The 25,509-nt window shown below is 71.3% G+C and carries 23 protein-coding genes, 1 other RNA gene and 1 pseudogene; 4 read left to right on the forward strand and 21 right to left on the reverse strand.

Features of this window, described 5'->3' with window-relative positions; genetic code table 11:
- Position 1 precedes the first annotated feature (1 nt).
- The 18 genes and pseudogenes from ACFT4A_RS16210 to ACFT4A_RS16295 all read right to left on the reverse strand — a co-directional run bounded on the left by ACFT4A_RS16210 (position 2) and on the right by ACFT4A_RS16295 (position 19,523).
- On the reverse strand, positions 2–1,387 hold the full coding sequence (locus ACFT4A_RS16210) for a dynamin family protein (protein WP_382830394.1): 1,386 nt from the start codon (positions 1,385–1,387) through the stop codon (positions 2–4).
- Positions 1,380–3,689, reverse strand: a complete 2,310-nt coding sequence (locus tag ACFT4A_RS16215; RefSeq protein ID WP_382830395.1) for a dynamin family protein — start codon at positions 3,687–3,689, stop codon at positions 1,380–1,382. The genes ACFT4A_RS16210 and ACFT4A_RS16215 overlap by 8 nt, the downstream gene beginning before the upstream one ends.
- Positions 3,690–3,882: 193 nt before the next feature.
- Complete coding sequence (locus ACFT4A_RS16220) at positions 3,883–4,671, reverse strand: hypothetical protein (RefSeq protein ID WP_382830398.1); 789 nt, start codon at positions 4,669–4,671, stop codon at positions 3,883–3,885.
- A 48-nt stretch (positions 4,672–4,719) separates the two neighbouring features.
- Complete coding sequence (locus tag ACFT4A_RS16225) at positions 4,720–5,184, reverse strand: hypothetical protein (protein ID WP_382830400.1); 465 nt, start codon at positions 5,182–5,184, stop codon at positions 4,720–4,722.
- Positions 5,185–5,204: 20 nt separating this feature from the next.
- Positions 5,205–6,482, reverse strand: a complete 1,278-nt coding sequence (locus tag ACFT4A_RS16230; protein WP_382830402.1) for an MCE family protein — start codon at positions 6,480–6,482, stop codon at positions 5,205–5,207.
- A complete protein-coding gene (locus tag ACFT4A_RS16235) occupies positions 6,479–7,789 on the reverse strand; it encodes an MCE family protein (protein WP_382830404.1) in 1,311 nt (436 codons plus the stop codon). Before ACFT4A_RS16235 ends, ACFT4A_RS16230 begins: the two co-directional genes overlap by 4 nt.
- Positions 7,786–8,886, reverse strand: coding sequence for an MCE family protein (locus ACFT4A_RS16240; protein ID WP_382830734.1), 1,101 nt, complete (start codon positions 8,884–8,886; stop codon positions 7,786–7,788). The genes ACFT4A_RS16235 and ACFT4A_RS16240 overlap by 4 nt, the downstream gene beginning before the upstream one ends.
- A gap of 11 nt (positions 8,887–8,897) precedes the next feature.
- On the reverse strand, positions 8,898–10,058 hold the full coding sequence (locus ACFT4A_RS16245; RefSeq protein ID WP_382830405.1) for an MCE family protein: 1,161 nt from the start codon (positions 10,056–10,058) through the stop codon (positions 8,898–8,900).
- On the reverse strand, positions 10,055–11,092 hold the full coding sequence (locus ACFT4A_RS16250) for an MCE family protein (RefSeq protein ID WP_382830408.1): 1,038 nt from the start codon (positions 11,090–11,092) through the stop codon (positions 10,055–10,057). Before ACFT4A_RS16250 ends, ACFT4A_RS16245 begins: the two co-directional genes overlap by 4 nt.
- A complete protein-coding gene (locus tag ACFT4A_RS16255) occupies positions 11,089–12,330 on the reverse strand; it encodes an MCE family protein (RefSeq protein WP_382830409.1) in 1,242 nt (413 codons plus the stop codon). The genes ACFT4A_RS16250 and ACFT4A_RS16255 overlap by 4 nt, the downstream gene beginning before the upstream one ends.
- Before the next feature lie 8 nt (positions 12,331–12,338).
- Positions 12,339–13,142: an ABC transporter permease gene (locus tag ACFT4A_RS16260; protein ID WP_086842861.1), complete on the reverse strand. Its 804-nt coding sequence runs from the start codon at positions 13,140–13,142 to the stop codon at positions 12,339–12,341.
- Between the two features lie 3 nt (positions 13,143–13,145).
- Positions 13,146–13,916, reverse strand: coding sequence for an MlaE family ABC transporter permease (locus tag ACFT4A_RS16265; RefSeq protein WP_382830412.1), 771 nt, complete (start codon positions 13,914–13,916; stop codon positions 13,146–13,148).
- Positions 13,913–14,842 (reverse strand): ABC transporter ATP-binding protein, encoded by a 930-nt coding sequence (locus ACFT4A_RS16270; RefSeq protein WP_382830736.1) that lies wholly within the window; start codon positions 14,840–14,842, stop codon positions 13,913–13,915. The genes ACFT4A_RS16265 and ACFT4A_RS16270 overlap by 4 nt, the downstream gene beginning before the upstream one ends.
- A gap of 174 nt (positions 14,843–15,016) precedes the next feature.
- A complete protein-coding gene (locus tag ACFT4A_RS16275; protein WP_382830415.1) occupies positions 15,017–16,117 on the reverse strand; it encodes a sigma-70 family RNA polymerase sigma factor in 1,101 nt (366 codons plus the stop codon).
- A 55-nt stretch (positions 16,118–16,172) separates the two neighbouring features.
- Positions 16,173–17,204 carry a lytic transglycosylase domain-containing protein gene (locus ACFT4A_RS16280; RefSeq protein ID WP_382830739.1) on the reverse strand — a complete coding sequence of 344 codons (1,032 nt, stop codon included), beginning with the start codon at positions 17,202–17,204 and terminating at the stop codon, positions 16,173–16,175.
- A gap of 171 nt (positions 17,205–17,375) precedes the next feature.
- Positions 17,376–17,781: RNase P RNA component class A (gene rnpB, locus ACFT4A_RS16285), an RNA gene on the reverse strand.
- Positions 17,782–17,899: 118 nt separating this feature from the next.
- Positions 17,900–18,679 (reverse strand): annotated as a pseudogene (locus tag ACFT4A_RS16290) (DMT family transporter); the annotation flags it as partial.
- Positions 18,680–18,698: 19 nt separating this feature from the next.
- Entirely contained in the window at positions 18,699–19,523 is an 825-nt protein-coding gene (locus ACFT4A_RS16295; RefSeq protein WP_382830742.1) for an AraC family transcriptional regulator, read from the reverse strand.
- A gap of 124 nt (positions 19,524–19,647) precedes the next feature.
- Between ACFT4A_RS16295 and ACFT4A_RS16300 the strand changes: the two genes are divergently transcribed.
- The 4 genes from ACFT4A_RS16300 to ACFT4A_RS16315 all read left to right on the forward strand — a co-directional run bounded on the left by ACFT4A_RS16300 (position 19,648) and on the right by ACFT4A_RS16315 (position 22,541).
- Complete coding sequence (locus ACFT4A_RS16300; protein ID WP_382830417.1) at positions 19,648–20,403, forward strand: MerR family transcriptional regulator; 756 nt, start codon at positions 19,648–19,650, stop codon at positions 20,401–20,403.
- Complete coding sequence (locus ACFT4A_RS16305) at positions 20,400–20,981, forward strand: hypothetical protein (protein WP_382830419.1); 582 nt, start codon at positions 20,400–20,402, stop codon at positions 20,979–20,981. The genes ACFT4A_RS16300 and ACFT4A_RS16305 overlap by 4 nt, the downstream gene beginning before the upstream one ends.
- Before the next feature lie 53 nt (positions 20,982–21,034).
- Positions 21,035–21,817 (forward strand): peroxide stress protein YaaA, encoded by a 783-nt coding sequence (yaaA, locus tag ACFT4A_RS16310; protein WP_382830421.1) that lies wholly within the window; start codon positions 21,035–21,037, stop codon positions 21,815–21,817.
- 76 nt (positions 21,818–21,893) lie between these two features.
- Complete coding sequence (locus ACFT4A_RS16315) at positions 21,894–22,541, forward strand: bifunctional 4-hydroxy-2-oxoglutarate aldolase/2-dehydro-3-deoxy-phosphogluconate aldolase (protein ID WP_382830423.1); 648 nt, start codon at positions 21,894–21,896, stop codon at positions 22,539–22,541.
- Here the strand turns inward: ACFT4A_RS16315 and ACFT4A_RS16320 are convergent.
- From ACFT4A_RS16320 to ACFT4A_RS16330, 3 genes are read right to left on the reverse strand one after another with little or no spacing between them, the layout of a single operon-like run.
- The gene (locus ACFT4A_RS16320; RefSeq protein ID WP_382830426.1) at positions 22,516–23,757 is read right to left on the reverse strand and encodes a bifunctional RNase H/acid phosphatase; all 1,242 of its coding nucleotides are present in this window, start codon (positions 23,755–23,757) and stop codon (positions 22,516–22,518) included. The two genes, ACFT4A_RS16315 and ACFT4A_RS16320, sit on opposite strands and share 26 nt — an antisense overlap.
- A 20-nt stretch (positions 23,758–23,777) precedes the next feature.
- Positions 23,778–24,521: a zinc ribbon domain-containing protein gene (locus ACFT4A_RS16325; RefSeq protein WP_382830744.1), complete on the reverse strand. Its 744-nt coding sequence runs from the start codon at positions 24,519–24,521 to the stop codon at positions 23,778–23,780.
- Entirely contained in the window at positions 24,518–25,381 is an 864-nt protein-coding gene (locus tag ACFT4A_RS16330; protein ID WP_382830428.1) for a Nif3-like dinuclear metal center hexameric protein, read from the reverse strand. Before ACFT4A_RS16330 ends, ACFT4A_RS16325 begins: the two co-directional genes overlap by 4 nt.
- Positions 25,382–25,509: the final 128 nt, after the last annotated feature.

Consider the following 25,509-nt stretch of genomic DNA (forward strand, 5'->3'; position numbering starts at 1 on the left):
ATCACCTCCAAGTGATCGGAGTACGGACGTACAGGCTCCGAGCCCTCTCGACAAGCTGCTGCCGGCGGCTCGCCAGGATCGTGATCCCGTCACGTGGCGCGAGAGGGCGACCTGACACAGCGGCGGCCGGATCGCCGACCGGGGCGATGCGGGAGAGCAGGTCGGCCAGTGCCCACGCACCGGGGTTGCGGGCTCGGACGGTGATCAGCTGGTCGAGCAGCGCCGGCACCCCGGACTGCTCCCATTGCCGTCGGGCCAGATTCCGGATCTCAGCTCCGGACAGCACGTCGGCGTGATGCTCCCAGTCGAGAGGGAACGCCGTCCGCAGAAAGGCGCGCTCCGCGGCGGAGGCCTCTTGCCGTCGTTCGCCGTCCGGTGGGTACCACAGGACACATGCCGCTGCCAGGCCTTGACGGGCGGCTGTGCGTACGCCGGAACCCTGCGGCGGGGTTGAGGACGCGTTCCGTGGTTCGTCCGCCAGATCCACCCGGTTCACGACGGTGAACACCGGCTTCTGAACGGACGTGGCCATGCGGGTGACGGTGTGCTCGGCCTCGTTGTCGCGCCGTGTGGCGTCGGTGACCAGCAGCAGTTCGTGTGCTCGGTGGATCTCCCGCCTGACGAAGCGGTCCAGCATGCCCGGCGGCAGCTCCTCGTCCGGACCAGGGGTGTCCACCAGTACCAGCCATCCTCCTGCCGGATCCGTGGCCATCCAGGGCACGGGGACCACCACTTCGGGCGGCTGCAGGCTGGGGAGCCGCACCAGGACGTCCTCGTGGGCCAGCGCTGTCAGTGCCAGCCGGAGCAGATCGTTCACCTCCGCCAGGGCCGCGCGGATCGCCCGGGTTCCGACGGTGCGGTGCGGCGGCCCCGCTACGCCGATTGCGGACAACCGGGCTTCGGCGGCGGCCAGTTGCGGGTGCCGCCGGACAGCGGTGGCCACAGCGGACCGGTGCCCGGGCCGGGCCAACCGGTGGGCGAGTGCCGTGACGCCCTCGATGGTGGACCCGGGCACCGTGAGGACCGGCTCCGGGACGCTCTCCGCGGCGACCGGCACCACGCAGGTGGGCAGCACCGTCATGGCAGGGCCGCGCGACGGGAGCAGCTCCCGGCTCAGGACCGCGTTGAGGAGCGTGGACTTGCCCGCCTTCATCGGGGCGACCACCGCGATCCGGTAGTCAAGGCGTCCGGAAGGCGCCTCCGACAGTTCGGGCAGCAGGGACCGGAGGCGGTCCGGTGTACCGGCAGGGCTCGTGGCGCCGGCCGCGTCGGCCGACGCCAGCACCTTGGCGGCGGCCGTGTGGAGACTGCTGAGCATCCAGCACAGGTCGTGAGGCAGCGGCATCACCCGGGGACGTACGGCCCGCGGGTTCGCCGTCTCAGACATCACGTAGATGGCGCACTTCACTGTGCAGTGCCCGCGTGGCGTCCAGGAAGGCGGTCAAGGACTCCCGCAGTTCGACCTGGCGCATTTCCTGGAGCTGGTTGTCCTCGGCGGACTGCTGCAGGATGTGCCGGTACCGCTGGAGGAACGCCTCGACCTGGTCGTAGTACTGGGACACCTGCTGTGTGATCATCTCCCGGACATGACCGCCCAGGGCGGCATGGATCTCTTTCAGCCGCTCCTCGAACGAAACCTGCAGGCCGGTCGCCATGGCATCGGGCCGCACCAGGTAGGTCCGCTCCTCGGTGATCTCCGTCTCGGTCTTGGCGTACGTGCTCTTCCACAGCCACAGGCGTCGCCAGGAGCGCTGGTGATACTCGCGTTCGACCTTGCGGCTCGTGGCCTTGGTCTCCGTCTGGAGTTCGGTGGGGAGTTCCGCGACGTTCGCCCTGCCCAGTTCCCATGCGGGGATGCTGAAGGTGACGTTGAACTCGTCCTTCATCCGGTCCGCGGCCCGTACGACCACCGGCCGGACCCGCTCGCTCTGGCGACGGACCTGCTCCTCGGCCGACGCGCCCACGCGTGACTCGATGTGCGTCCGAGCCTGTTCGAGGACGGCGTCGAGCCTTTGCCGGGCCCAGAAGGTCTGGGTGTGGACGAAGTCCTCCGCGGCCTCCTGGGTGGCGAACTCGAAAGCTCCGTCACCTCGTCTGAAGATGCCGGTGAGCATCGCCATGGGGTTGCGGCTCCAGGACTGGGAGTTGTCCGCTTTTATGGCGTCGCGGAAGTCCTCCACGATCTCTTCGCCCTCGGCCTCGGCCCGCTTGAGCTCGCGCTTGCTCAGCTGGCCCGCGAGCTCGCCGGCCAGCTTCGACGGAGAGCTCACCTGGCTGCGGAAGCCCGCGATGGCATCGAGATCGGCGGAGATCTGGCGAGCCGCTGCCGCCAGGTCCTCCGATTCGCGCCCGATGAGATCGCGTCGTGCCAGCGTCGCGGTCTGCAGATCGGAAAGTTCGGCCGCGGCCTTGTCCAGCGCGGCGTCAACGGCCAACCGCAGCACGCGCATGCGCAGCCAGGCCACCACGGAGACGAGGAACTGGTTGATACGGCTGAACTCCAGCGCGCGCTTGGTGCTCTTGCGCAGTCGGCCGGGGCTCATGTCCTCCAACTGGTCCTGCCAGTCCACGGGGTAGAGAAGCCGGGCCAGCCGTGCGGCGCTGCCGTCCGCCACGGGCGCGTCATCGGATCGCGCCAACGCCGCCAGCACCTGCACCGACGCCAGGGCCCACTCGGCCGACACCGTGAAGACCCGGCTGGAGGCCCGGGCATCGGTCAGCCCGAGGTTGGCACAGGCCGAACGCACGATGCCCTCGTCGTCCAGATCCGTCTCACGACGCTTCTGGTCGATCTTGTTGACCACTGCGAAGAGCTTCTCCGTCCCGACCACACTGAGCAGGGGCTCCATCAGCTCCCGGATCTGTGCGTCCGACTTCCCGCCCATCTTGGTGTAGTCGAGCACGACCAGCACGATGTGACTCTCGCTGAGCTGCCTGCGGACCACCGCCGTCAGCATGTCCGCGAGGTCGTGCTCGTCCGGGCCAGGGGTGTCCACGATGACCAGGCGCCCCGGACCTTCGGCCTCCTGGGACGTGACGGACCAGTACGGCGTACGCACCACGGGGACGTCCGCGAGGTCCGCCTTCCAGCCGTCCGGCATCACCCGCCCCGCGAGGCGCACGAGGTCGTTGAGCAGCGTCAGGCACTTCTGTACGGCTGCTCTGCCCTCATAGCGCACTCCGATGTCCTCGACCCTGTCGGACAGGATGTCGTTGACCAGGGTCGCGAGGTGCGGGTACTGCTTGAGGAGGCCTCCGGCCACCGGCTTGGAGACATGTGCACGAAGCGCCTTGACCAGCAGGTTGAACTGCGCCGCGTCCTCCTCGCGAAGTTCCAGGACGGGGGCGAAGTGGTCGTTGTCGTGGTCCGTCAGCTGGGCCTCGTGCACGCGCTGGTCCAACACGATGCGGGTCGGCAGCGTGGTCATGGCCGCCGCCCGGGCGGGCAGCAGTTCATAGCCGACGACGGAGTTGATCAACGTGGACTTCCCGGCCTTCATCGGCGCGACCACCGACATCCGGAGCTCCCCGCCGCGGACGGCTTCCAGCTCCCGCCTGACGACGTCGATCGCGCCCGCCTCACCCTCAGGGTGATCGCTCCACGCGAGCTCCAGTTCCCTCGCCCGCGACAGCAGGTCCAGAACCTGCTCGATCAGTTCGATCGCGTCAGCGGCGCGTGCGTTTCCCACCTGCCCGTCGGTCCCACCCGATGTGTTCGACTCGAAAGCGTTCTGGTCCGACATGGCCCCCCACGGCAGAGACGTACTGACGAGCTGCGCTGCATACACCGACACGTCCGAATATGACGGTCATGCATACTCAAAGTAGCCTGCCTGGCCGGAAGTTGACAGTGAATCCGGGGATCTCGCCGTGACTTCGGTGTCACAACGCGTCCACCGCGCTCACCTTCCACCCGTCGCCCGTGCGGTCCATCGTCATCCGCACCCGGTTCTGGTCCACGCGGGACCCCGAGACCTGGGTGCTCTCGGTGACCTGGTTGACGAAGAGCAGGACCACGACCTTGTCGGGGGAGGCCGAGACGACGGAGGCGGCCGGGGCGCCGCCGGAGCCGGGGGCCGCGACCCTTGCCTTCACCACGCCGTGGTACTTCTCGGCCGTCGGGGCGACCACGGTCTTCGTGGTCTTGCCGTACTCGTCGCGGAAGTCGCCGGTCAGGTGGGCGCGGGCCCTCGAGAAGTCCTTGTCCAGGTGGCGGTAGTCGTACGACAGGACGATCGGCGCCGCCTTTCGCGCGGCCGCGAGCGCCTCGGTCCGGGCGGTCTCCATCATGCGGCCGTCGCGGTACTGCCATCCGAGGGCGGCGAGCGCGACCAGGCCGGCGACGAGCAGGACGGCCAGGACCGAGGTGAGCAGCCTCCGGCGGCCGCCGGTGCCGGGCCCACCGCGCTCTTCCGGCCCGTCCTCGTCGAACGACTCCGGCGACGGCTCCGGCGGGTCGTCCCAGCCGTCCTTCGGGGCCTCGACGAGGACGGTGCGTCCGGCGAGTGGCCGCTCGGCCCGGCGCGGGGACTCCCCGTCGCCGGCCGTGGCCGTCGCCGCGCCCGCTTCGCGGTGGCCGCGCTCCGCGCGCTTCGCCGCCGCGCGGGCGGCCGCCGTCATGGTGCGGCGGGTGCCGGGACCGGGTGCGCGGCCGGTGGTCGTCTTCGGCATGGTGGTACTCCTCGTCGGTGCTTGTCGGTCGGCGGATCGGCCCGTGGATCAGCCGACGAACTCGACGTCGGACGTCAGCCAGCGGCCGTCCTTGTGCACGAGGTCGAGCTGGAGCCGGTAGGTGCGCGCCTCCCCCTCGGGCGCGGCGGTGTTGGTCACCTTGCTGTCGGCGACCACCAGCACACGGGCCGAGTCCTCGTCGGAGCGGACGATGCCCGCCTCCAGGACCTGGCCTTCCGACACGGACTTGTTCTGGGCCACCAGCTTCGTCAACTGATCTGTCTGTGCCGTGAACTGCTTCTTGAAGTCGCCGGTCGCGCCCGCCAGTACGTTCGCGCTGTCGCGGTCGTAGTGCCGGTAGTCGAGGGACGTGAAGTTCAGCGCGGACTGGCGGGCCGCGGCCAGGATGCCCTGGTGTCGTTGGTCCGCCTCGCGCTGTTCGTAGAGGCCGAGGGCCAGCCAGAGTGTCAGTGCTGTGGTGATGACGGTCGCCGCGACGAGTCCTGCCGTCATCGCTCCGGGGCGCACCGGCCTCATGCCATGGGGCCAACGAGCAGCCATTGCCACGACTCCTTTCCGAACACGGCCTGCTGGCCGCCCGTCGAGCCGATCTCGACGTTCCTTCCGTCCGGGCCGGTGGTGGTGCCGGTCTCCGGGTCGTACGGGGTGACGTACGTCGCCTGATTCGCGCCGCCGCCGGTGGTCGACGCGCCCGGGGCGTTCTGAGCGCCCCGCACCGACGACTCGCTGCCGCGCGGGAGCGTGCAGCGGGCGTCGGTGTTCGCCTCGCGTGTGCTGGTGTCCGCGGGGTCGCGGCGTGCCGTGCCGTACCCCTGGGTGCAGGCCGGCGGGTCGTCGGCGTTCAGCACCAGGCCGAAGTGGGTGGTGCCGTCGCCCGGGACAACCGTGTAGCTGCCCGCGACCATCAGCGGGAAGGTGACCAGGGCCTGCTCCACGCCGGGGAGGCGGGCCAGCGTGACCTGGCCGCCGCTGATCAGGTTGGCCAGCAGGACCGACAGCTCCGGCCCGGTCTCCTTCAGCAGCGAGTTCAGCTCCTGCGCCGCCGGCCTCGCGTTGCCGATCAGCTTGCGCAGGTCCCCGTCACTGGCCTTCAACTGGGCCGAGAGCGCCGCCAGATCGCGCGCGAAGGACTTGATCGACGAGCCCTGGTCGGCCTGCGTCTTCAGGACCTTCCGCGAGTCCTCGATCAGGGCGATCGTCTCCGGCAGTGCCTCGGACGCCGACTCGACCAGGGTGTTGCCCGAGTCCACCAGGCGGCCCAGGTTCGGGCCGGTGCCGGCGAAAGCCTTGCCCAACTCGTCGACCGTGACCTGTAGGTCGTCCTTGCCGACCGAGTTCACCAGGCGGTCCAGGCTGAGGACCATGTCCGTCGTCGGCAGCGGCACCCGCGTGCTCTCGCGCGGGATCGAGCTGCCGTTCAGCAGGTACGGGCCGTGGGAGGTGCGGGGCTGGAGGTCGACGTACTGCTCGCCCACCGCCGAACGGTTCGCCACCACGGCCAGCGTGTCCGCCGGGATGCGCGGCGCCCCGTCCTCGATGTCGAGCGCGACCGAGACCCCGTCCCGGCCGCTCAGGCGCAGTGCGCCGACCTTGCCCACCGGCACCCCGCGATACGTGACCTCGGCACCGGGGAAGACGCCCCCGGAGTCGGCGAAGTCGGCCCGCACGGTGTAGCCGCGGTCCAGGACCTCGTCCACCAGGCCCGTGTACTCGGCGCCGACGTACGACACTCCCACGGCGGTGAGGGTGGCGAAGGCGATCAGTTGCGCCTTGACCGTACGGGTGATCACGGCTGGACCCCCTTCAGCATCAGCTCGGCGAGTTCGAGGTTGATCCCGTCGGGCCGGTCGCCCCCGGTGCGGTGGCCGCCGGCGCCGTAGCCGGCGGTGCACACCGGCGGGCACAGCGGGTCGCCGCCGCCTGAGGGGGCCGACGGGGACGACGGCACGCTCGGACCGCTCGGCAGCGCGGTGGGCTTCGGCACGCGCGGCACGTCCGGGAGCTCCGGCACGTCCGGGAGGTCCGGCACGTCCGGCAGGTCCGGGCGCTCGGGAAGCCCGGGCCCGGTGCCCCCGCCGTTCCCGCCGCCCGGCTCGTCCGTCAGGTTGCCGTAGATCCCGGCCAGATCGAGGTCCGCCGTGATGTGCAGGTTGACGTAGTCGCCCTTGATGGCGTCCACCACGTTGCGCGGGAACGGGTACGTCGTCAGCAGCTCGAGGGAGTTGGGCAGGTCGCTGCCCGCCTTGTTGAGCTGTCGCAGGATCGGCCGCAGCCGCTTGAGGTTGGCGACCGTGTCGTCGTGCGAGGCGTTGACCACCTTGGTGCCGGTCTTGCCCAGCTTGGACAGGGCGGTGAGCATCCTCGTCAGGTCGCGGCGCTGGTCGGCCAGGACCTTCAGGGCGGGCGGCATCGTGTCGACGGCCTCGGCGATCGTCGTCTTCTCCTTGCCCAGCCGTTTGGCCAGCCGGTCCACGGCCTTCAGCGCGCGGACGATGTCCTGGCGCTGGTCGTCCAGGCCGCCGATGAAGGTGTCGAGCTCCTTGAGCAGGGACTTGACCCGGTTCTCGCGGCCCTCCAGGGCCTTGTTCAGCTCCGTGCTGATCGTCTTGAGCTGGGCCACGCCGCCACCGTTGAGCAGGGCGGACAGCGCGGACAGCACCTCCTCGACCTCCGGGTTGCGGCCGCTGCGGGACAGGGGGATCACATCACCGTCGCTGAGCCGGCCGGCCGGCGTGCCTTCCAGCGGCCTGGACAGCGCCACGTACTTCTCGCCGAGCATGCTGGTCTGCCGCAGCTCGGCGATGGCGTTGGCGGGCAGCTTCACCGAGTCGGCGACCCGGAGGCGGACCCTCGCGTGCCAGCCCTCCAGCTCGACCTTCTCCACCGCGCCCACGGTGACGTTGTTGACCTTGACCGCCGACTGCGGAACCAGGTCGAGGACGTCACGGAACTCGACGGTGACGTGGTAGGCGTGGCCGTCGGCGGCGGCTCCGCCGGGGAGCGGGACGTCGTACCAGCCGTTGAACTCGCAGCCGGACAGGAGCAGCGTCCCGACGGCCGCCCATGCGACGGCCCCGCCCTTGCGCGGTGGTCTCATGCGCTCGCCCCCAGGATTCCGCCGAGGGTGCGGTCGACCGTGCCGGTGACCGCGGTGCCCTGGGGCACTTCGGGCAGGGAGTCGAAGAGGTCCCTCAGGTCCTTGCAGTCGGTCTTCTCCCCGGCGGTCTTCAGGATCGAGCACAGCAGTGCGGCCGGGTCCTGCGGATGGTCGGGGTTGTTGCGGGTGTCGAGGGTGCCCGCGGAGGGGTTGTAGGCGTTGTTCAGGTTCGACATGCCCGTCGGCGCGACCTCCAACAGCTCCTCCAGCGCGGCGCGTTGGGTGACGAGTACCTTGGTCACCTTGCTCAGGCCCGCCACGTTCGAGGTCAGCGACTTCTTGTTCTTCTTCACGAAGCCGGACACGTCTCCGAGCGCCGTGCCGAGGTTCTTCAGCGCGGCCGCCAGGTCCTTGCGCTCGCCCGCGAGTTGCTCGGCGACCTTGGCGAGGCTGGTGTTGAACGACCGCACGCTCTTGTCGTCCGCCGCCAGCGCCGCCGTGAACACCTGAAGGTTCCGGACCGTGCCGAACAGGTCCGTGCGGCCGTCGGAGAGAGTCGTGACGGCCTCCGAGAGGTCCTCGACCGTCCGGTGGAGGTTCTCGCCCTGGCCGTCGAGGTTGTCGGCGCTGACGCCGAGCAGCCGTGACAGGGCGCCGTCCTTGTTGGCGCCCTCGGGTCCGAGCGCCTCGGCCGTGGTGTGCAGGCTGTCGAAGACGCGGTCCAGTTCGACCGGTACGGCCGTACGCGACTCGGGGATCTCGTCCCCGTCCCGCAGCACCGGCCCGCTCCGGTACACCGGCAGCAGCTGCACGTAACGGTCGCTGACCACCGAGGAGTTGATGATCGCGGCCTGCGCGTCCGCCGGGACCTTGCGGTCCGCGCCGTACTCCAGCTGCACCCGCACCCGGCCGCCCTCCGGCGTGATCTTCTTGACCTCGCCGATCCGCACGCCCAGCACGCGGACGTCCGAGCCGGGGTAGATGCCGACGGTGCGGGGGAAGTACGCCGTGACGCGGGCCGGCTCGGTCCGCGGCCACAGGACGCAGGTGAGTGCGGCGACCAGGGCCAGGGCGGTCAGCAGGGCCAGGCGCTTCATCCAAGGGTTGCTCACTGCGCGCCTCCCGTCCGCGGTACCACCGGAGCGGCGACCATGTTCTGGATGTAGGAGTCGAACCAGCGGCCGTTGCCCAGGGTGTTGGTGAAGACCCGCACATAGGGGGCCAGGAGCTTGATGCTCCGGTCCAGGCTGGATTGGTTCCGTTCGAGCATCTTCACCACGGTGTTGAGGCCCTTGAGTGCGGGCCCGATCTCCTTCTCGTTGTCCTGGACCAGGCCGGAGAGCTGGATGCCTAGCGCGGCAGAGGTCTTCAGCAGCTTGTGGATCGCCGCACGCCGCTTGCTGATCTCCCTGAACAGCTTGTCGCCGTCCTTGACCAGCGCGGTGAAGTCGCCCGAGCGTTCGGCGAGTACGCCCGTCACGCCGTTCGCGTGGTCGAGGAGCTCCTTGAGGGCCTTGTCGCGCGAGGCCACCGTCCGGGAGATCTTCGACAGGCCCTTGATGGACGCCCGTACCTCTTCCGGTGAGTCCTCGAAGGTCGTCGAGATGGTGTCCAGCGCCTTCGCCAGCTGGTCGGTGTCGACCTTCTCCGACGTGGTGGTGAGATCGCTGAACGCCTGCACCACGTCGTACGCCGGCACGGTCCGCTCCAGCGGGATCTCGCTGCCGGGCTCCAACCGGCCCCGGCCCTTGGGGTGCAGGGCGAGGTACTTGGCGCCGAGGATCGTCTTGACCCGGATCGACGCACCGGTCCCGGTGCCGAACCCCGGCTCGCCCTTGATCTTGAAGGTGACCTTGACGTGGTCGCCGTCCAGGTCGACCTCCTCGACCTTGCCGACCTTGACCCCGGCGATCCGCACCTCGTCGCCCGGCTTGAGCCCGCCCGCCTCCGCGAAGGCGGCGCTGTAGGTCTCGCCGTCGCCGATCACCGGCAGGCGGTCGGCGTTGAACGCGGCCGCGGTCAGCAGCGCGAGGACGGTGAGTCCGACGGCACCGATGACGACGGGATTACGCTCGCGGAAGGGGCCGAGATGCGGGCGGCGGAGCCGTATCGTCGGCAGCTTCGGCGGCTCGACACGGACCTTGATCAACGGCTGCGGACGGGGCTTGCGGCGCGGCAGGAGCCGTACCTTCGGCAGTCGCACGCGAGGCAGCCTCGGCGGCTCCACGCGCACCTTGAACAGCGGCTCCGGACGCTTCCTGCGGCTCATGCCCCGCACCTCGCCCTCGCCACGTGCAGATCGGGCGTGAGCGCCTGCTTCGTCTTCGGCAGCACGATCCGGCCGTCGAAGTCGCACAGGTAGAAGTTGAACCACGAGCCGTAGGACGCCGTCCCCGTCAGCTCGGTGAGCTTGTTCGGCAGCCGCTTCAGCACGCCCTCCACCGTCTTCTCGTTGTCGTTCAGCGTCCCGGTGAGTTCGGTCAGTTCCGCGATGTCGTCCTTGAGCGGCGGACGCGCGTCCTTCAGCAGGCCCGAGGTGGCCTCCGTCAGATCGCCGATGCTCACCAGCGACTCCCCGATGGGCTTGCGGTCGGCGGACAGGCCGGAGATGACCCGGCGCAGTTGCTTGAGCAGTCCGGAGAAGCGGGCGCCGCGCTTGTCGAGCGTCTCCAGCACGGTGTTGAGGTTGTCGATCACCGAGCCGATCAGCTTGTCGCGGCCGGCCAGCGTCGTGGTGAGCGACGCCGTGTGCGTCAGCAGGCTGTTGACCGTGCCGCCCTCGCCCTGGAGGGTCTTGATGATCTCGGTGGCGAGCTGGTTGACGTCCTTCGGGCTGAGCGCGGCGAACAGCGGCTTGAAGCCGTTCAGCAGCGCGTTCAGGTCGAGGGCGGGCTGGGTGCGCGCGAGCGGGATCGTGCCGCCGGGGCGCAGCCGGGTGCCGTCGCCGGCGCCCTCGGTCAGCGCGACGTACCGCTGCCCGACCAGGTTGCGGTAGCGGATGACGGCGCCCGTGCTGGTGAGCAGCGGCCGGTCCCGGCTTGCCGTGAAGGTGACCTCGGCCAGCGTCCGGTCCTTGATCCGGATGCCCTCGACCTCGCCGACCCGCACTCCGGCCACCCGGATGTCGTCGCCCTCCTCCAGGCCGGTGACGTCGCTGAAGACCGCGCGGTACTCCTGCTCGGGGGTGAAGGAGATGTTCACGATGGTGGCGGCGAGCAGGGCCGTCGCCAGCACCGTCACCAGCGCGAAGAGACTGAACTTGATCAGCGGAGCGGCGGTCTGCCGCGCTCCCGTGGTGCTCATGCGACGCTCACCGCCGTCCCGCGCGCCATCGGCCCGAACAGCAGCGTCGCGACCGGCGGCACCTCGTCCGCGGGTACGCCCAGCACCGGCGCCACGAGCGAGCCGACGGCCCGCTGCTCTGCCCGGGTGGCGGAGGCGCCGAGCGGACCGCCCGAGGCCGAACCCGCTTCCTTGGAACCGTCGTTGAGGTGGGCGCCGGGCGCCGGCACCGGAGGATGCGGCAGATCACGGCAGTTCGGGCCCGACCGCTCGCCGTAGCGCGGTTCCTCACCCGGTTCGTAGGCACCCTGCGCCCGTACGACCTCCAGCGTGATGTGCATCCTGCCGCCCCGGAACGCCTCCTCGGACGCCTTCTCCTGCCGGACCAGGCCGGCCAGGAGGCAGGGGTACTGGGGTGAGTAGCGGGCGAACAGCTCCAGCGTGGGTCGGGAGACCCGGCCGAGGGTGATCAGCCGGTCGCCGTTGGCGTCGAGGAAGTCCTCGGCGGTGCCCGCGACGGTGGCCGTGGTCTTCAGCGCCGCGGCCAGCCGGTCCTTCTCCTCGACGATCGTGCGGCTGGTGGTGACGGTGTTGCGCAGGATCTCCATCAGGTCGGGCGCGGCGTCGCCGTAGACCTCGGCGACGTCGGCGAAGCGTGCGATGTCCTCTTTCAGGGACGGCAGGTGGGGATTGAGGCGGCGCAGGTAGGCCTCCACTCGCGTGAGGTTGTCGCCGATCCGGTCGCCGCGGCCGTCGAGGGCGGTGGCGAACGCGGAGAGCGTGGCGTTGAGCTTGCCGGGCCGCACGGTCCGCAGCAGCGGCAGCAGGTCGTTCATCAGCTGCTGGAGCTCGATGCCGACGCGGGTGCGGTCCTGGGTGATGACGTCCCCGGCACGGATGGGCCGGGCCGAGGAGCGCTCGGGCGGGACCAGGTCGACGTACTTCTCGCCGAACAGCGTCTTGGGCAGCAGGCGCGCGTGCACGTCGGACGGGATGTGGGCGACGTGCTCAGGCTTGAGCGCGATGCCGAGCGTCGCCTTCGTCCCGTCGGCCCGCACCTCGCGCACCTCGCCGACCAGCAGCCCGCGCAGCTTGACGTCGGCGCTCGGATCGAGCTGGTTGCCGAGGCTGTCGGCCTCCAGCGTGATCCGCACGACCGGCGTGAACGCCTGCCGGTAGACGGCGACGGACAGGGACAGCAGCAACGCGAGCACGGCGATGAAGACGACACCGTACAACCGCAGTCTCAGCACCCTCATACGGCGGCTCACCCCGCGATCCGTACGGTCGTGCTGGCGCCCCAGATCGCCAGCGACAGGAAGAAGTCCAGGACGTTGATCGCCACGATCGAGGTCCGCACCGCGCGGCCCACCGCGACGCCGACGCCCGCCGGGCCACCGCTCGCGTAGTAGCCGTAGAAGCAGTGCACCAGGATGATCAGGACGGCGAAGACCAGCACCTTCCCGAAGGACCACAGGACGTCCACCGGGGGCAGGTACTGCTGGAAGTAGTGGTCGTACGTGCCCGTGGACTGCCCGTAGTAGCCGGTGGTGATGGTGCGGGCGGCCAGGTACGAGGACAGCAGGCCGATCACGTACAGCGGGATGACGGCCACGAACCCGGCGATCATCCGCGTCGTCACGAGAAACGGCAGTGAGGGCACGCCCATGACCTCCAGAGCGTCCGTCTCCTCGCTGATCCGCATCGCGCCGAGCTGGGCGGTGAACCCGGCGCCGACGGTCGCGGAGAGCGCGAGCCCGGCCACCAGCGGGGCGATCTCACGGGTGTTGAAGTACGCCGAGAGGAACGCCACGAAGTTGGAGGTGCCGAGCTGGTTGAGCGCGGCGTACCCCTGCAATCCGACTTCCGTACCGGTGAAGAACGACAGGAAGGCGATCACCCCGACCGTGCCGCCCACGACGGCGAGCGCGCCTCGGCCGAAGCTCACCTCGGCGAGCAGCCGCAGGATCTCCTTCTTGTAGCGGCGCACGGTACGGCCGGTCCAGGCCAACGACCGCCCGTAGAAGGACAGCTGGGCTCCCAGCTCCTCCAGGCCTTTCAACAGCGCCATGCCTCAGCCCCTCTGGGGAACGACTTGGAAGTACACGGCGGTCATCACGAAGTTCGTCACGAACAGCAACATGAAGGTGATCACCACCGACTGGTTCACGGCGTCGCCCACCCCCTTGGGACCGCCCTTGGCCGTAAGCCCCTTGTACGAGGCGACGATCGCCGCGATCGCCCCGAAAACCAGCGCCTTGATCTCCGCGGCCCACAGGTCGGACAGCTGGGCGAGCGTGGTGAAGGAGGCCAGGTAGGCGCCCGGGGTGCCGTTCTGGAGGACGACGTTGAAGAAGTAGCCGCCCGCCACACCGACCACCGACACCAGGCCGTTGAGCAGCACCGCCACCAGCATCGACGCCAGCACACGGGGAACGACCAGCCGGTGGATGGGGTCGATGCCCAGCACCTGCATCGCGTCGATCTCGTCGCGGATCTTCCGCGCCCCGAGGTCGGCGCAGATCGCCGTGCCGCCGGCGCCCGCGATCAGCAGCGCGGTGACGATCGGCGAGGCCTCGCGCAGCACGGCGAGCACGGAGGCGGCCCCGGAGAAGGACTGGGCGCCGAGCTGCCGGGTCAGGCTGCCGATCTGCAGCGCGATCACCGCTCCGAAGGGGATCGACACCAGGGCCGTCGGCAGGATGGTGACGCTCGCGACGAACCACGTCTGCTGGATGAACTCCCGGGCCTGGAAGGGCCGTCGGGGGATCGTCCGGATGACGTCCAGCGCCATCGCGAAGAGGCTGCCCGAGTGCCGCAGCGCTCCGACCGGTGACAGGCTCATGCGCCCGCCACCGCCTTCTGGTGCAGCGCGGCCTCGCGCCGGGCGATGGCCTCCCAGCGGGGTGGTCGGGCGATGCCCGGACCCGGCAGCAGACGGGGAGCCGGCTCCTGAACGTGCCCGGGGTCGTCGATCTGCGCGAGCTCCTGCTCGACCTGCGCCGCGTCCTTCTCCTCCGCCATGCCGATCGGGCCCTGCATCCGGCCGTTCAGGAACTGCCGTACGACTGGCTCATCGCTGGTCAGCAGCTTTTCGCGCGGCCCGAACATCACCAGCTCGCGGCGGAACAGCAGCCCGATGTTGTCCGGCACCTGGCGGGCCGAGGCGATGTCGTGCGTGACGATCAGGAAGGTCGCGTCGATCTGGGCGTTCAGGTCGACGATCAGCTGGTTGAGGTAGGCCACGCGGACCGGGTCGAGGCCGGAGTCGGGTTCGTCGAAGAGGATGATCTCCGGGTCGAGGACGAGGGCCCGGGCCAGCCCGGCGCGCTTGCGCATCCCGCCGGAGATCTCGCCGGGCAGCTTCCCCTCCGCACCGATCAGCCCGACCATGTCCATCTTCTCCAGCACGATGCGCCGGATCTCGCTCTCGGACTTGCGGGTGTGCTCGCGCAGCGGGAAGGCGATGTTGTCGTACAGGTTCATCGAGCCGAACAGCGCGCCGTCCTGGAACAGCACGCCGAACAGCTTCCGCACCTCGTACAGGTCGTGTTCGCGGAGCTTGGTGATGTCCCGGCCCTGGATCGTGATGGAGCCGCGCTCCGGCTTGAGCAGGCCGACGAGCGTCTTGAGGAACACCGACTTGCCCGTGCCCGAGGGCCCGAGCATGACCGATACCTCCCCGGCGGGCAGCGTCAGCGAGACGTCCTGCCAGATGACCTGGTGACCGAAGGACTTGGTCAGCCCTTCCACACAGATCTCGACACCCATCCGGTCCACCCTTCGGCCCATGGAGCAGCTCCAGCAGCTCTGACATCTGCTCTACGGGGAGGGGCGGGGGGTCCGTCGCTCGAGTGGCGGATTTTTTTCGAGCGGGTTTCCGGGCGGGTTTGCGGGAGGGATTCCGGGGGGTTCCGGGTGAGACTCCGGGCGGGTTTCCGGGTGCTACGGAAGCGGGCGCACGGTGGGCTCGTGGGGCGAGGCGGACGGTGTGGCGGGAGCCTCTGGAGATTCGGGGATCTCCGGGATCTCCGGGGGCGCCGGGGCCGCCGTGTCCGTCGGCACGTCAGAGGGCTCCACCGGCAGGTCGGGGACATCGGGCTTCGGGACGTCGGGCACCTGCGGGACCTCCGGCGCGGACAGCGGAGGCAGCGGCGACACCGGGACGTCCGGCACATCCGGGACCTCAGGCAGCGACGGCACGGACAGGGGGAGGAACGATTCGCCGGCGGGGGACTCGGCCGCTCCGCGCTCGGCTGCCGCAGCCGTGAGGCCACTCCCCCGAGCCGTACGGCCCCCGCCACCGCCGTCCGGCCGCAACGTCTCCGCGCCCGGCGAGGCGGCGGCGGGCCGAGGCACCGTACCGCCCCCGCCACCGCTGCCGTCGAGGGCGTACGGCAGCACGAGCCCCGCCACCGCCAGGGACGCCGCCGTCGAGGTGACCGCCACGGCCTGTGCCCTGCCGACTCCGCGCGGCCGTCCCCACCCGATCAGGAACAGCGCGAACCCGAACGTGGCCGCCAGCGACTGCCGCAGCGTCCGCCGGGCCCGGGCGAGCAGCGACTCGACGGTCCGGTAGCTCAGCCCCATCCGGACGGCGACCTGGCCGACGTCCAGGTCCTCCGACTTCAGCCGCAGCGCCTCGGCCTGCCGCGCGGGCAGCTCACCACTGCGCACGGCCAGCCACTTCGCCTCGGCCCGGTCGCACACCGCCTCCTCGACGGGCACCGGTCCGGGGGCGATGAGCGTCGGGCTGGTACGCACCTCGGCCTCGCGGTTCACCTGCCGGTAGCGGTCGACGCACAGCCGCATCGTCACCGTCGTCAGCCAGGCCGCGAGCCGCTCCTCGTCCAGGTCGGGCCGCTCGGCGGCGCGCAGCATCGCCTCGTGCACCGCGTCCTCGGCGTCCTCTTGGCTCATCGACCTGCGCCGGGCCACCTTGAGCAGCTGCTCGCGGTGGCCCCACATACGCCGCCACCGCTCGTCGGCCGCGTACCTCTCCACAGGTATCTCTGCGGGCATGTCCGCAGGCATGTCCGTCGCCATGAGGGACCCCTTCGCGCTCACCCACCGGCCTGGTGCCGTCCGGCGGGTGGCGACATTACCGCCGAGTATCGACGGTTGTGGAGGGGGAGGCGGTCATCGAGTCCGCGCTGTTACTGGTGGGTGGGGTGCCGCTGGGCAGCAGGTCATCGCCCGGGAGCTCGAATTCCGGGGCGGGGGCGGGGAGTCGGGGACCGTCCGGCTTCTCGGGGTCGGTGGCCGGGCGGGTTCTGGCCGGGGCCGGGGAGGCAGGGGTCGCCGGGGGGCGAGACGGCGGGGCACTCGGCTGGGCGGAGGGTGCCGGCGAGGGCGGCTTCGGCGTGGTGGCCGGCCGGGACGGCTCCGGGCGAGCGGAGGAGGACCCGGCGAAGGACCCGGCGGAGCCGTCCGGCACCACCCGGTGCCCTTCCATGAAGTACGCGTACCAGGCCTTGACCGTGCGCAGATAGGCCGCCGAGTGGTTGTAGCCGAGGATCGCGCGGTCCAGCTGGGCGGGAACGGACAGGTCCCGTCCGCCGGCACACAGATACCGTCCGGCGGCGAGTGCCGCGTCGAAGACGTTGTTCGGATCCCTACGCCCGTCGCCATTGCCGTCCGCACCCCAGCGGGCCCAGGTCGACGGGATGAACTGCATCGGCCCGACCGCGCGGTCGTACGCCGTGTCCCCGTCGTGGGCACCACCGTCGGTGTCCCGGACCAGCGCGAAGGCGACGCCGTCCAGCCGCGGCCCGAGGATCGGCGCCAAGGTCGTACCGTCGGACGCCACCCTGCCGCCCCGCTCCTGCCCCGACTCCACCTGCCCGATCGCCGCCAGCAACTGCCAGCGCAGCCGGCAGCCGGGCGCCTCACGCGCGAGCCGGCCCTCGGCCCGCCGATAGGCGGCGAACACACTCGCCGGCAGCGCGCCGCCCACCTCGGCCGCCGCCCCACCACCCACGTGCTTCCCGGCCCGCAGCGGCGGAAGCTCGGTGCGGTACGGCGCATCACCGGACACGCTCGGTCCGTCCTCGACGGGTACCTGATCGGCCACCGGTACGGAGCCCCGCGCCGGCACCGCCCCCGGCGCCTGCGACGCGGTGAGCGCCGCCATCGCCACCACTGCGGCCGCCGCACCTCTGACGCGCCTGCCCCTGTGCCCTGCCACGTCCCGCTCCCCTCCCTGTGAGCTTCCTGTCGTCTGCTCTACGGGGGAGGGCGGTGGGTCCGCCGCGGGGTTTGCGCACGCTGCGGGCGGAGCCGGTACGGCGCAGCGTGGGAGCGGCAGACGAGTCGGGCTGTACGCCGGGTTCTGTTCCCCGGTTCCCTCGCGGGAGCCGGGGCGACGGCCATCCATCTAGGGCCGGCGTTGCCGCCAGCCTCGTGCGGTCTACCCGCGGACTCGGGCGGGCAGCCCTCGATCGTCCGCGCAGAAGCACCGAGGTGCTTCCTCTTGACCTTGCTCCGGGTGGGGTTTACCTAGCTGCCCAGGTCACCCTGGGCACTGGTGGTCTCTTACACCACCGTTTCACCCTTACCCAGTGCCGAAGCGCTGGGCGGTTTGCTTTCTGTGGCACTGTCCCGCGGGTCACCCCGGGTGGCCGTTAGCCACCACCCTGCCTTGTGGAGCCCGGACGTTCCTCGGGGAGCTCCCCGTCAGGGGGACTCCACGCGGCCGTCCGCCCGGCTCGTCTGCCGTGTCGACCATGGTACCGGGCGGGAGAGGCGCTTCCTGCCGGGTCCGGCCGTGGCCAGGACCGAGCCCGCGAGGATCAGCGTGAACGCCGCCACGATGCCCGCCGTCAGCTGCTCGTCCAGGAAGATCGCGCCCGCCGCCACCGCGACCGCCGGATTGACGTACGTGAAGACCGTCGCCCTGGTCGGGCCCGCCTCCTTGATCAGCTCCAGGAAGGCCACGAAGGCGACCGCCGTGCAGACGGCGCCCAGGGCCGCCAGCGCGGCCAGGACCGCGGGGGAGGGCATGGTCGACGGCCAGGTCATCGCCGCCGCCGGGGCATAGACCAGCGCCGCCAGGGCCAGGCAGGGGGCGATGAGCTGGAGGGTCGGGACGTTCTTCAGGTGGCGGGCCGCTATCAGGGGCGCCGTCGCGTAGCCCACCACCGTCACCAGTACCTCGGCCAGGGACTTCGCGTCGCCGCCCGTCAGGTGCGGGACCGTGAGGACCCCTACGCCGGCCAGGCCCAGGCCGAGTCCGGTCATCCGCCTCGTCCCCAGCCGCTCCGTCTCGCCGAAGAAGCGAGCCAGGGCCACGCCCACGATCGGGACGCCGGCGATCAGCAGGCCCGCCGTCGAGCTGGAGAGGTGGCGTTCCGCGTCGGTCAGGGTCCACCAAGGGCCGACGATCTCGATGCACGCGAAGGCCAGCATCGGGCGCCAGTGGGTGCGGATCGTGCGGGGCAGGGCGCCCTGGCGTATCGCGAAGGGGAGCAGGAGTGCGGCGCCGAGGGCGCAGCGCGTGAACACCACCATGGACGGGGACACGGCGTCCACCGCCACCTTGATCATCAGGTAGGGGACGCCCCAGACCACTCCCATCAGGGAGAACAGGAACCAGCCGCGTGCAGTCATGCGGCGAGTCTCGGCCGCCTCACCCCGTCGTGTCTTGAACGCTGTTGCGGTACGCCGCCGGGGTCACCCCCAGGACCCGGCGGAACCAGCGGGTGAGGTGCGCTTGGTCGGCGAAGCCGACGAGGCCGGCGACCTCGGCGGGGCGCAGGCCGGAGTCCAGGAGGCCGCGGGCCCGGGCGACCCGGTGCTGGGCGAGCCAGGCGTACGGCGGTACGCCCATGGTCGTACGGAAGGCGCGCAGCAGCTGGTAGCGGGACAGGCCCAGGTCGGTGGCGAGGTCGGCCAGGGAGGGTGGTTCCAGCAGTTCGTCGGCGAGGCGGTCGCGTACGGACCTGGCGATGTGGTCGGCGCCGGGCACCGTGTCGTCGATCGCCCTGGCCGTGGAGTGGCGGCGGGCGAGGGCCGTGAGCAGCCAGGGCAGCCGGGACTCTGCTTCCAGGGGGTCGGGGCAGGTGCTGATGTCCGTATGGGCGCGGCGGAGGGCCGTGGCCAGGTCCGGGTCGTGGAGTACGGCGTCCCGGAAGTGCGGGAGCCCGCCGCCGAGGGTGCCGTCGGCGAGGAGGGACGGCTCTGCGTAGAGGGCCTGGTAGGCGTATCCGTCGGCGGCGGCCGGGCCGCCGGTGTGCATCTCGCCCGGCTCCAGGACGACGATCGAGCCGGGGTAGGAGTGGATCCGCCCGCCCCGGTAGGCGATGACCTCCGAGCCGCCGACCGTGACACCGATGGTGAACTCGGTGTGCGCGTGCGGCGCGTAGACGTGCTGGTCGAAGTGGGCGGTGAGGAGGTCGAGGGACGGGCCGGCACGGCCCAGGCGTGCCCTGGTCCAGCGGGCCTGTTCTCGCATGCGGTGCTGTGTGCTCACGTCGTACCCCCGGCGCACAGAGGATCAGAGGAAGCCGGTGGTGTCCAGGACTTGTGCGCTTGACCTAGCTTGACCTTGCCGCGACGTCAACGTCTTCACTGGTCCCATGCGGATCGGAGAACTCGCCGTCGCCGTGGGCGTCACCACGCGGGCTGTGCGGCATTACCACCAGCTGGGCCTGCTGCCCGAAGCGGAGCGGCGGGCGAACGGGTATCGGGAGTACGGGCTGCGGCACGCTGTCGTGCTGGCGCGGATCCGGCGGCTGACGGAGTTGGGGCTCGGGCTCGCGGAGGTGCGGGATGTGCTGGCGGACGAGGCCGGGAAGGACCTGGTCGAGGTGCTGACCGAGCTGGATGAGGATCTGGCGCGGCAGGAGGAGGCCATCCGGGAGCGGCGGGGGCGGTTGCGGGTCCTGCTGGAGGCGGAGGGCGGGTTGCCCGCGGAAGGGCCCGTGTCGCCGGAGCTGGCCGCGTTGTTCGCCGGGTCGGCGCAGTTGTCGGACTCGCCCATGGCCGCCAAGGACCGCGAGATCATGGCGTTCCTGGAGACGGCCATGCCGGACGAGGCGCGGGAGCAGCTCGTGTCGTCGTTGGGGGAAGCGCTCGGGGCTCCCGAGGCCGTGGCGCGGGCCAACGAGGCGTACGCGCTGCTCGACGCGCTCGCCGAGGCGGAACCGGACGATCCGCGTGTCGACGGGGCGGCCCGGGCCCTGGCCGACTGCATTCCCCCGGGGCTGTTCCCGGAGGTCGGGGATCTCGACCACGACGACAGTGTCATGCGCGCCTTCTACGACGACCTGGCCCCGGCCCAGGCGGAGGCGATCCGCCGGACGCTGCACCTTCTCGCCGAGGAGCGACGATGAGGATCGCGCGGCTGCTGGTCCGGCACGAGGTGCGTGTGCTCGTGAGTCTCGTGCTGTGGGTGGCGCGGCGTACGCACGGGGTCGGGGGTGGTGGTCAGGGGTTCGGGTACGCGCGCGGGCAGGGCGCGATGATGTTCGGGTTCGGCTTCGTGTGTGTCGTCGAGACCGTGGCGATGTCCGTGCTGCTGCGGGACTGGCCGACCGTGCACGCCGTCTTCCTCTTCCTGGACGTGTACGGCGTCGTCTTCGTCGTCGGGCTGCACGCCTCGTCCGTCGTACGTCCGCACGTACTGGATGCGGTCGGTGGTGAGCTGCGGATCCGGCGGTACGTGCATGTCGATCTGCGGGTGCCGCTGGAGCGGATCGCCTCGGTGCGGCGCGAGCTGCGGATGACGCACGAGCCGGCCGACGGGGAACTCAATGTGGAGGTGGGGTCCCAGACCACCGTCACGGTCGAGCTGACGGAGCCCGTCGTTCATCTCACCTTCTTCGGGCGTCGGCGCCCGGTCCGTGTCGTCCGTTTTCACGCCGACGACGCCGACGGGCTCGTGCGCGCGCTCGGCCGGGCGCGGGTCTGAGGGCGCCGCGGGTCCCCGTACGCTGGCGGCGGAGTTCGATCGAAGGAGTACGCGTGCTTGTCCTGCTGCCGCCGTCCGAAGGCAAGGCCTCTTCCGGCCGCGGTGCCCCGCTGAAGACGGAGTCGCTGTCGCTGCCGGGGCTGACCGACGCCCGGGAGGCCGTCCTCGCCGAGCTGGTCGAGCTGTGCGCCGCCGACGAGGACAAGGCGCGCGAGGTGCTCGGACTCAGCGAGGGGCTGCGGGGCGAGGTCGCGAAGAATGTGGAGCTGCGGACGGCGGGGGCGCGGCCGGCCGGGGAGATCTACACCGGCGTGCTCTACGACGCCCTCGGGCTGGCGTCCCTGGACACCGCCGCCAAGCGGCGGGCGGCGCGCTCGCTGCTCGTGTTCTCCGGGTTGTGGGGTGCCGTGCGGGTGACGGACCGGATTCCGTCCTACCGGTGCTCGATGGGGGTGAAGCTGCCGGGGCTCGGGGCGCTGGGCGCGCACTGGCGTACGCCGATGGCGTCGGTGCTTCCCGAGGCGGCCGGGGACGGGCTGGTGCTGGATCTGCGGTCCGCCGCGTACGCCGCCGCCTGGAAGCCGAAGGGCGAGATCGCCGGGCGGACGGCGTCAGTACGGGTGCTGCACGCGCCGACGCGGAAGGTCGTCAGCCACTTCAACAAGGCGACCAAGGGGCGGATCGTGCGCGGCCTGCTGACCGCCGGGGCCGATCCGAAGGGCCCTGCCGAGCTGGTCACGGCGTTGCGGGAGCTCGGGTACGTCGTGGAGGCCGAGGCGCCGGCCAAGGCGGGGCAGGCCTGGGCGCTGGATGTGCTGGTGGACGAGGTTCACTGACCCAGCCGACACAAGCCTGTTGCAGCATGCGCAATGAGCTTTGCGCATGCTGCTGAGCCGGCGGCAGGATACCGCCATGGCCTCTCCCCTGCCCGCCTCCGTGCTGGACCTCGCGCCCGTCATCCCCGTCGTCGTCATCGAGGATGCGAGCGACGCCGTACCGCTGGCGCGGGCGCTGGTGGCCGGCGGGCTGCCCGCGATCGAGGTGACGCTGCGGACGCCCGCGGCGCTGGAGGCGATCCGGGAGATCTCGGGGCAGGTGCCGGAGGCGCTGGTCGGTGCCGGGACGGTGATCAGCCCCGGGCAGGTCACGGAGTCGGTGGCGGCGGGCGCGCGGTTCCTGGTCAGCCCTGGCTGGACGGACCTGCTGCTGGACGCGATGCGGGCGTCCGGGGTGCCGTTCCTGCCGGGGGTGTCGACCACGTCGGAGGTCGTGGCGCTGCTGGAGCGCGAGGTGCGGGAGATGAAGTTCTTCCCGGCCGAGGCCGCGGGCGGTACGGCGTATCTGAAGTCGCTCGCCGGGCCGCTGCCGCAGGCCCGCTTCTGCCCGACGGGCGGGATCGGTCCGGCCTCCGCGCCGGACTATCTCGCGCTGCCCAACGTCGGCTGCGTGGGCGGGAGTTGGATGCTCCCGCAGGACGCGGTGGCGGCCCGCGACTGGGGGCGTGTCGAGGCGCTGGCCCGTGCGGCGGCGGGGCTCAGCGCAGGTGGGACGTGTCGTTGAGCAGGCGGACGCTGGCGTTGCCGTCGGCGTAGTACGCCACGACCGACAGGGACGCGGCCGAGAGTTCCATGCGGAACAGGGACTCCGGTGGGGCGCCGAGGGCGAGCCGGACGAGCGTCTTGATCGGGGTCACGTGCGTGACGAGCAGGACCGTGCGGCCCGCGTACGCCGCGACCAGCTTGTCGCGCGTGGCGGCGAGCCGGGTGCCCGTCGCCGCGAAGCTCTCTCCGCCGCCGGTGGGTTCGACGTCCGGGGAGGCCAGCCAGGCGTTCAGGTCGTCGGGGTGGCGCTCGCGCACCTCGGCGAAGGTGAGTCCCTCCCAGGCGCCGAAGTCGGTCTCGCGCAGCCCGTCCTCGATACTCACGTCGAGCCCGAGCCGGTCGGCGACGATACCGGCGGTCTCCCGCGTCCGGGCCAGGGGCGACGACACGACCGCCTGGATCGTGCCGCGCCTCGCCAGCAGGGCGGCGGCCCGCTCGGCCTGTTCCCGGCCGGCGTCGGAGAGCGAGGGGTCGGTGCCGCCGCTGCCGGAGAAGCGCTTCTGCGGGGTGAGGGGGGTCTCGCCGTGACGCAGGAGTACGAAGGTGGCGGGGGCACCCATGTCGGCGGGCGCCCAGCCGGGCGCGGCAACGGCCTTGGCGGCACGGGCGTCGGCGTCGGCTTTGACCGAGCGCGCGTCGGCGTCGGCATCGGCCTTGGCTGAGCGCACGTCGGCGTCAGCATCCTCCTTGACTGAGCGCGCCTCGGCGTCGGCGTCCGCAGCAGCGTCCAGCTCAGCCGTCGACGCCGCCTCCGACCACTGCTCCCCCCTGGCCCCCGCATCCATCGCCTCGTTGGCCAGCCGGTCCGCGTGCTTGTTCTGTTCCCTCGGCATCCACTCGTACGTGACCCGCCCCGGCGGGAAGACCCGGGCCGACTCGGCCGCCAGCGGCTTCATGTCGGGGTGCTTGATCTTCCAGCGGCCCGACATCTGCTCGATGACGAGCTTGGAGTCCATGCGGACGTGGACCGTCGCGGCCGGGTCCAGTTCATGCGCGGCGCGCAGGCCGGCGAGGAGGCCGCGGTACTCGGCGACGTTGTTGGTGGCGACGCCGATGTACTCGGCCGCCTCCCGCAGCGTCTCCCCCGTCGCCGCGTCGCTCACCACGGCCCCGTAGCCCGCGGGCCCCGGGTTGCCCCGCGACCCGCCGTCGGCCTCGACGATGAACTCCCGCACGGCCACCGCCCCTGTCGCCCTTACAGACCCGACTCGGACGTGCGCACGAGGATGCGCCCACAGTTCTCGCAGCGGATCACCGTGTCGCGCGCCGCCTTGCGGATCTCGGCCAGCTCCGTGAGGGCCAGCTCCTGCCGGCAGCCCTGGCAGCTGCGCGCGTACAGCTTGGCCGCGCCGATGCCGCCCTGCTGCTCGCGCAGCCGGTCGTAGAGCTTGAGCAGATCGGCGGGCACGGACCCGGCGACGACCTCGCGCTCCTTGGTGGCGGTGGCGGCATCGCCGTCGAGCTTCTCGAAGGCGGCGTCCCGGCGCGCGGTCGCGTCGTCGATCTTCGACTGGACGGAGGAGACCCGCTCGGTCAGCTCGGCCGTCCGCTCCTGCGCGGACTCCCGGCGCTCCATGACCTCCAGCACGACGTCCTCCAGATCGCCCTGCCGCTTGGCGAGGGAGGCGATCTCGCGCTGGAGGTTCTCCAGGTCCTTGGGGGAGGTGACGGCACCGGAGTCCAGGCGCTGCTGGTCGCGGGTGGCGCGCTGGCGCACCTGGTCCACGTCCTGCTCGGCCTTGGTCTGCTCGCGGGCGGTGTCGCTCTCCTCGGTCTGCGCGGCCACGAGCAGGTCGCGCAGCTGGATGTGGTCCTTGGCGAGCGACTCGATCTCGGCGTGCTCGGGCAGCGACTTGCGCTTGTGCGCGAGCTGCTGGAGGCGGACGTCGAGGTCCTGGACGTCGAGGAGTCGGATCTGGTCGGCGGGCTCGGCGTTCAGTTCGGGGCTCCCAGTGGGTCAGAAGTGGTGGAGGCCGCGTGCGCGGTCCAGGGGTCGGTGACCGTCTTCGAGACGTGGACGCGCAGGTCCCATCCGTGCCGGTCGGAGATCTCGTCGAGCTGGCTCGCGGCCAGCTCGCACCAGGGCCACTCGGTGGCCCAGTGCGCCGCGTCGAGCAGCGCGAGGGGGCGGGGGGCGACAGCCGCCGTGAATTCCGCGGCGGGGTGGTGGCGCAGGTCCGCCGTGAGGAAGGCGTCGACACCCGTCGCGCGTACGTGGTCGAAGAGGCTGTCGCCGGAGCCGCCGCTGACGGCGACCGTACGGACGACCGCCTCGGGGTCGCCGGCGACGCGGATGCCCTGCGCGGTGGCGGGCAGCCGCTCGGCGGCGCGGGCGGCGAACTCGCGGACGGTCAGCGGGGAGTCCAGCGCGCAGACGCGGCCCAGGCCCCGGCGGCCCTCGGGGTCGGTGGGGTCCGGGACGAGCGGTCCGGTGACGCGCAGGTCCAGAGCGGCCGCGAGGGCGTCGGAGACACCCGGGTCGGCGGTGTCGGCGTTGGTGTGGGCGACGTGCAGCGCGATGTCGTTCTTGATGAGGGTGTGGACGACACGGCCCTTGAAGTGGGTCGCCGCGACGGTCGTCGTGCCGCGCAGATAGAGCGGGTGGTGGGTGACGAGCAGATCGGCGCCCAGCTTCACCGCCTCGTCGACGATCTCCTGGACCGGGTCGACGGCGAACAGGACCCGGGTGACCTGCTGGTCCGGGTCGCCCACGACGGTGCCGATCGCGTCCCAGGACTCGGCCCGCTCGGCGGGCCACAGGTTCTCGAGCGCGGCGATGACTTCAGACAGACGGGGCACGGGAGCAAGGCTACCCGCCTGATCTGTGGCGTTGAACCGCCACCGCCCGCGCCTTCCCCGCTCCACCACCCCCGTCGGCCACCCGCCGCCCCGCCGAGCACAAATGCACCCTTTTCCTCAGGCGAATC

Origin of the sequence: Streptomyces sp. NPDC057099 (assembly GCF_042671245.1) — a bacterium.
GTDB classification, from domain to species: Bacteria; Actinomycetota; Actinomycetes; order Streptomycetales; family Streptomycetaceae; genus Streptomyces; species Streptomyces purpurascens.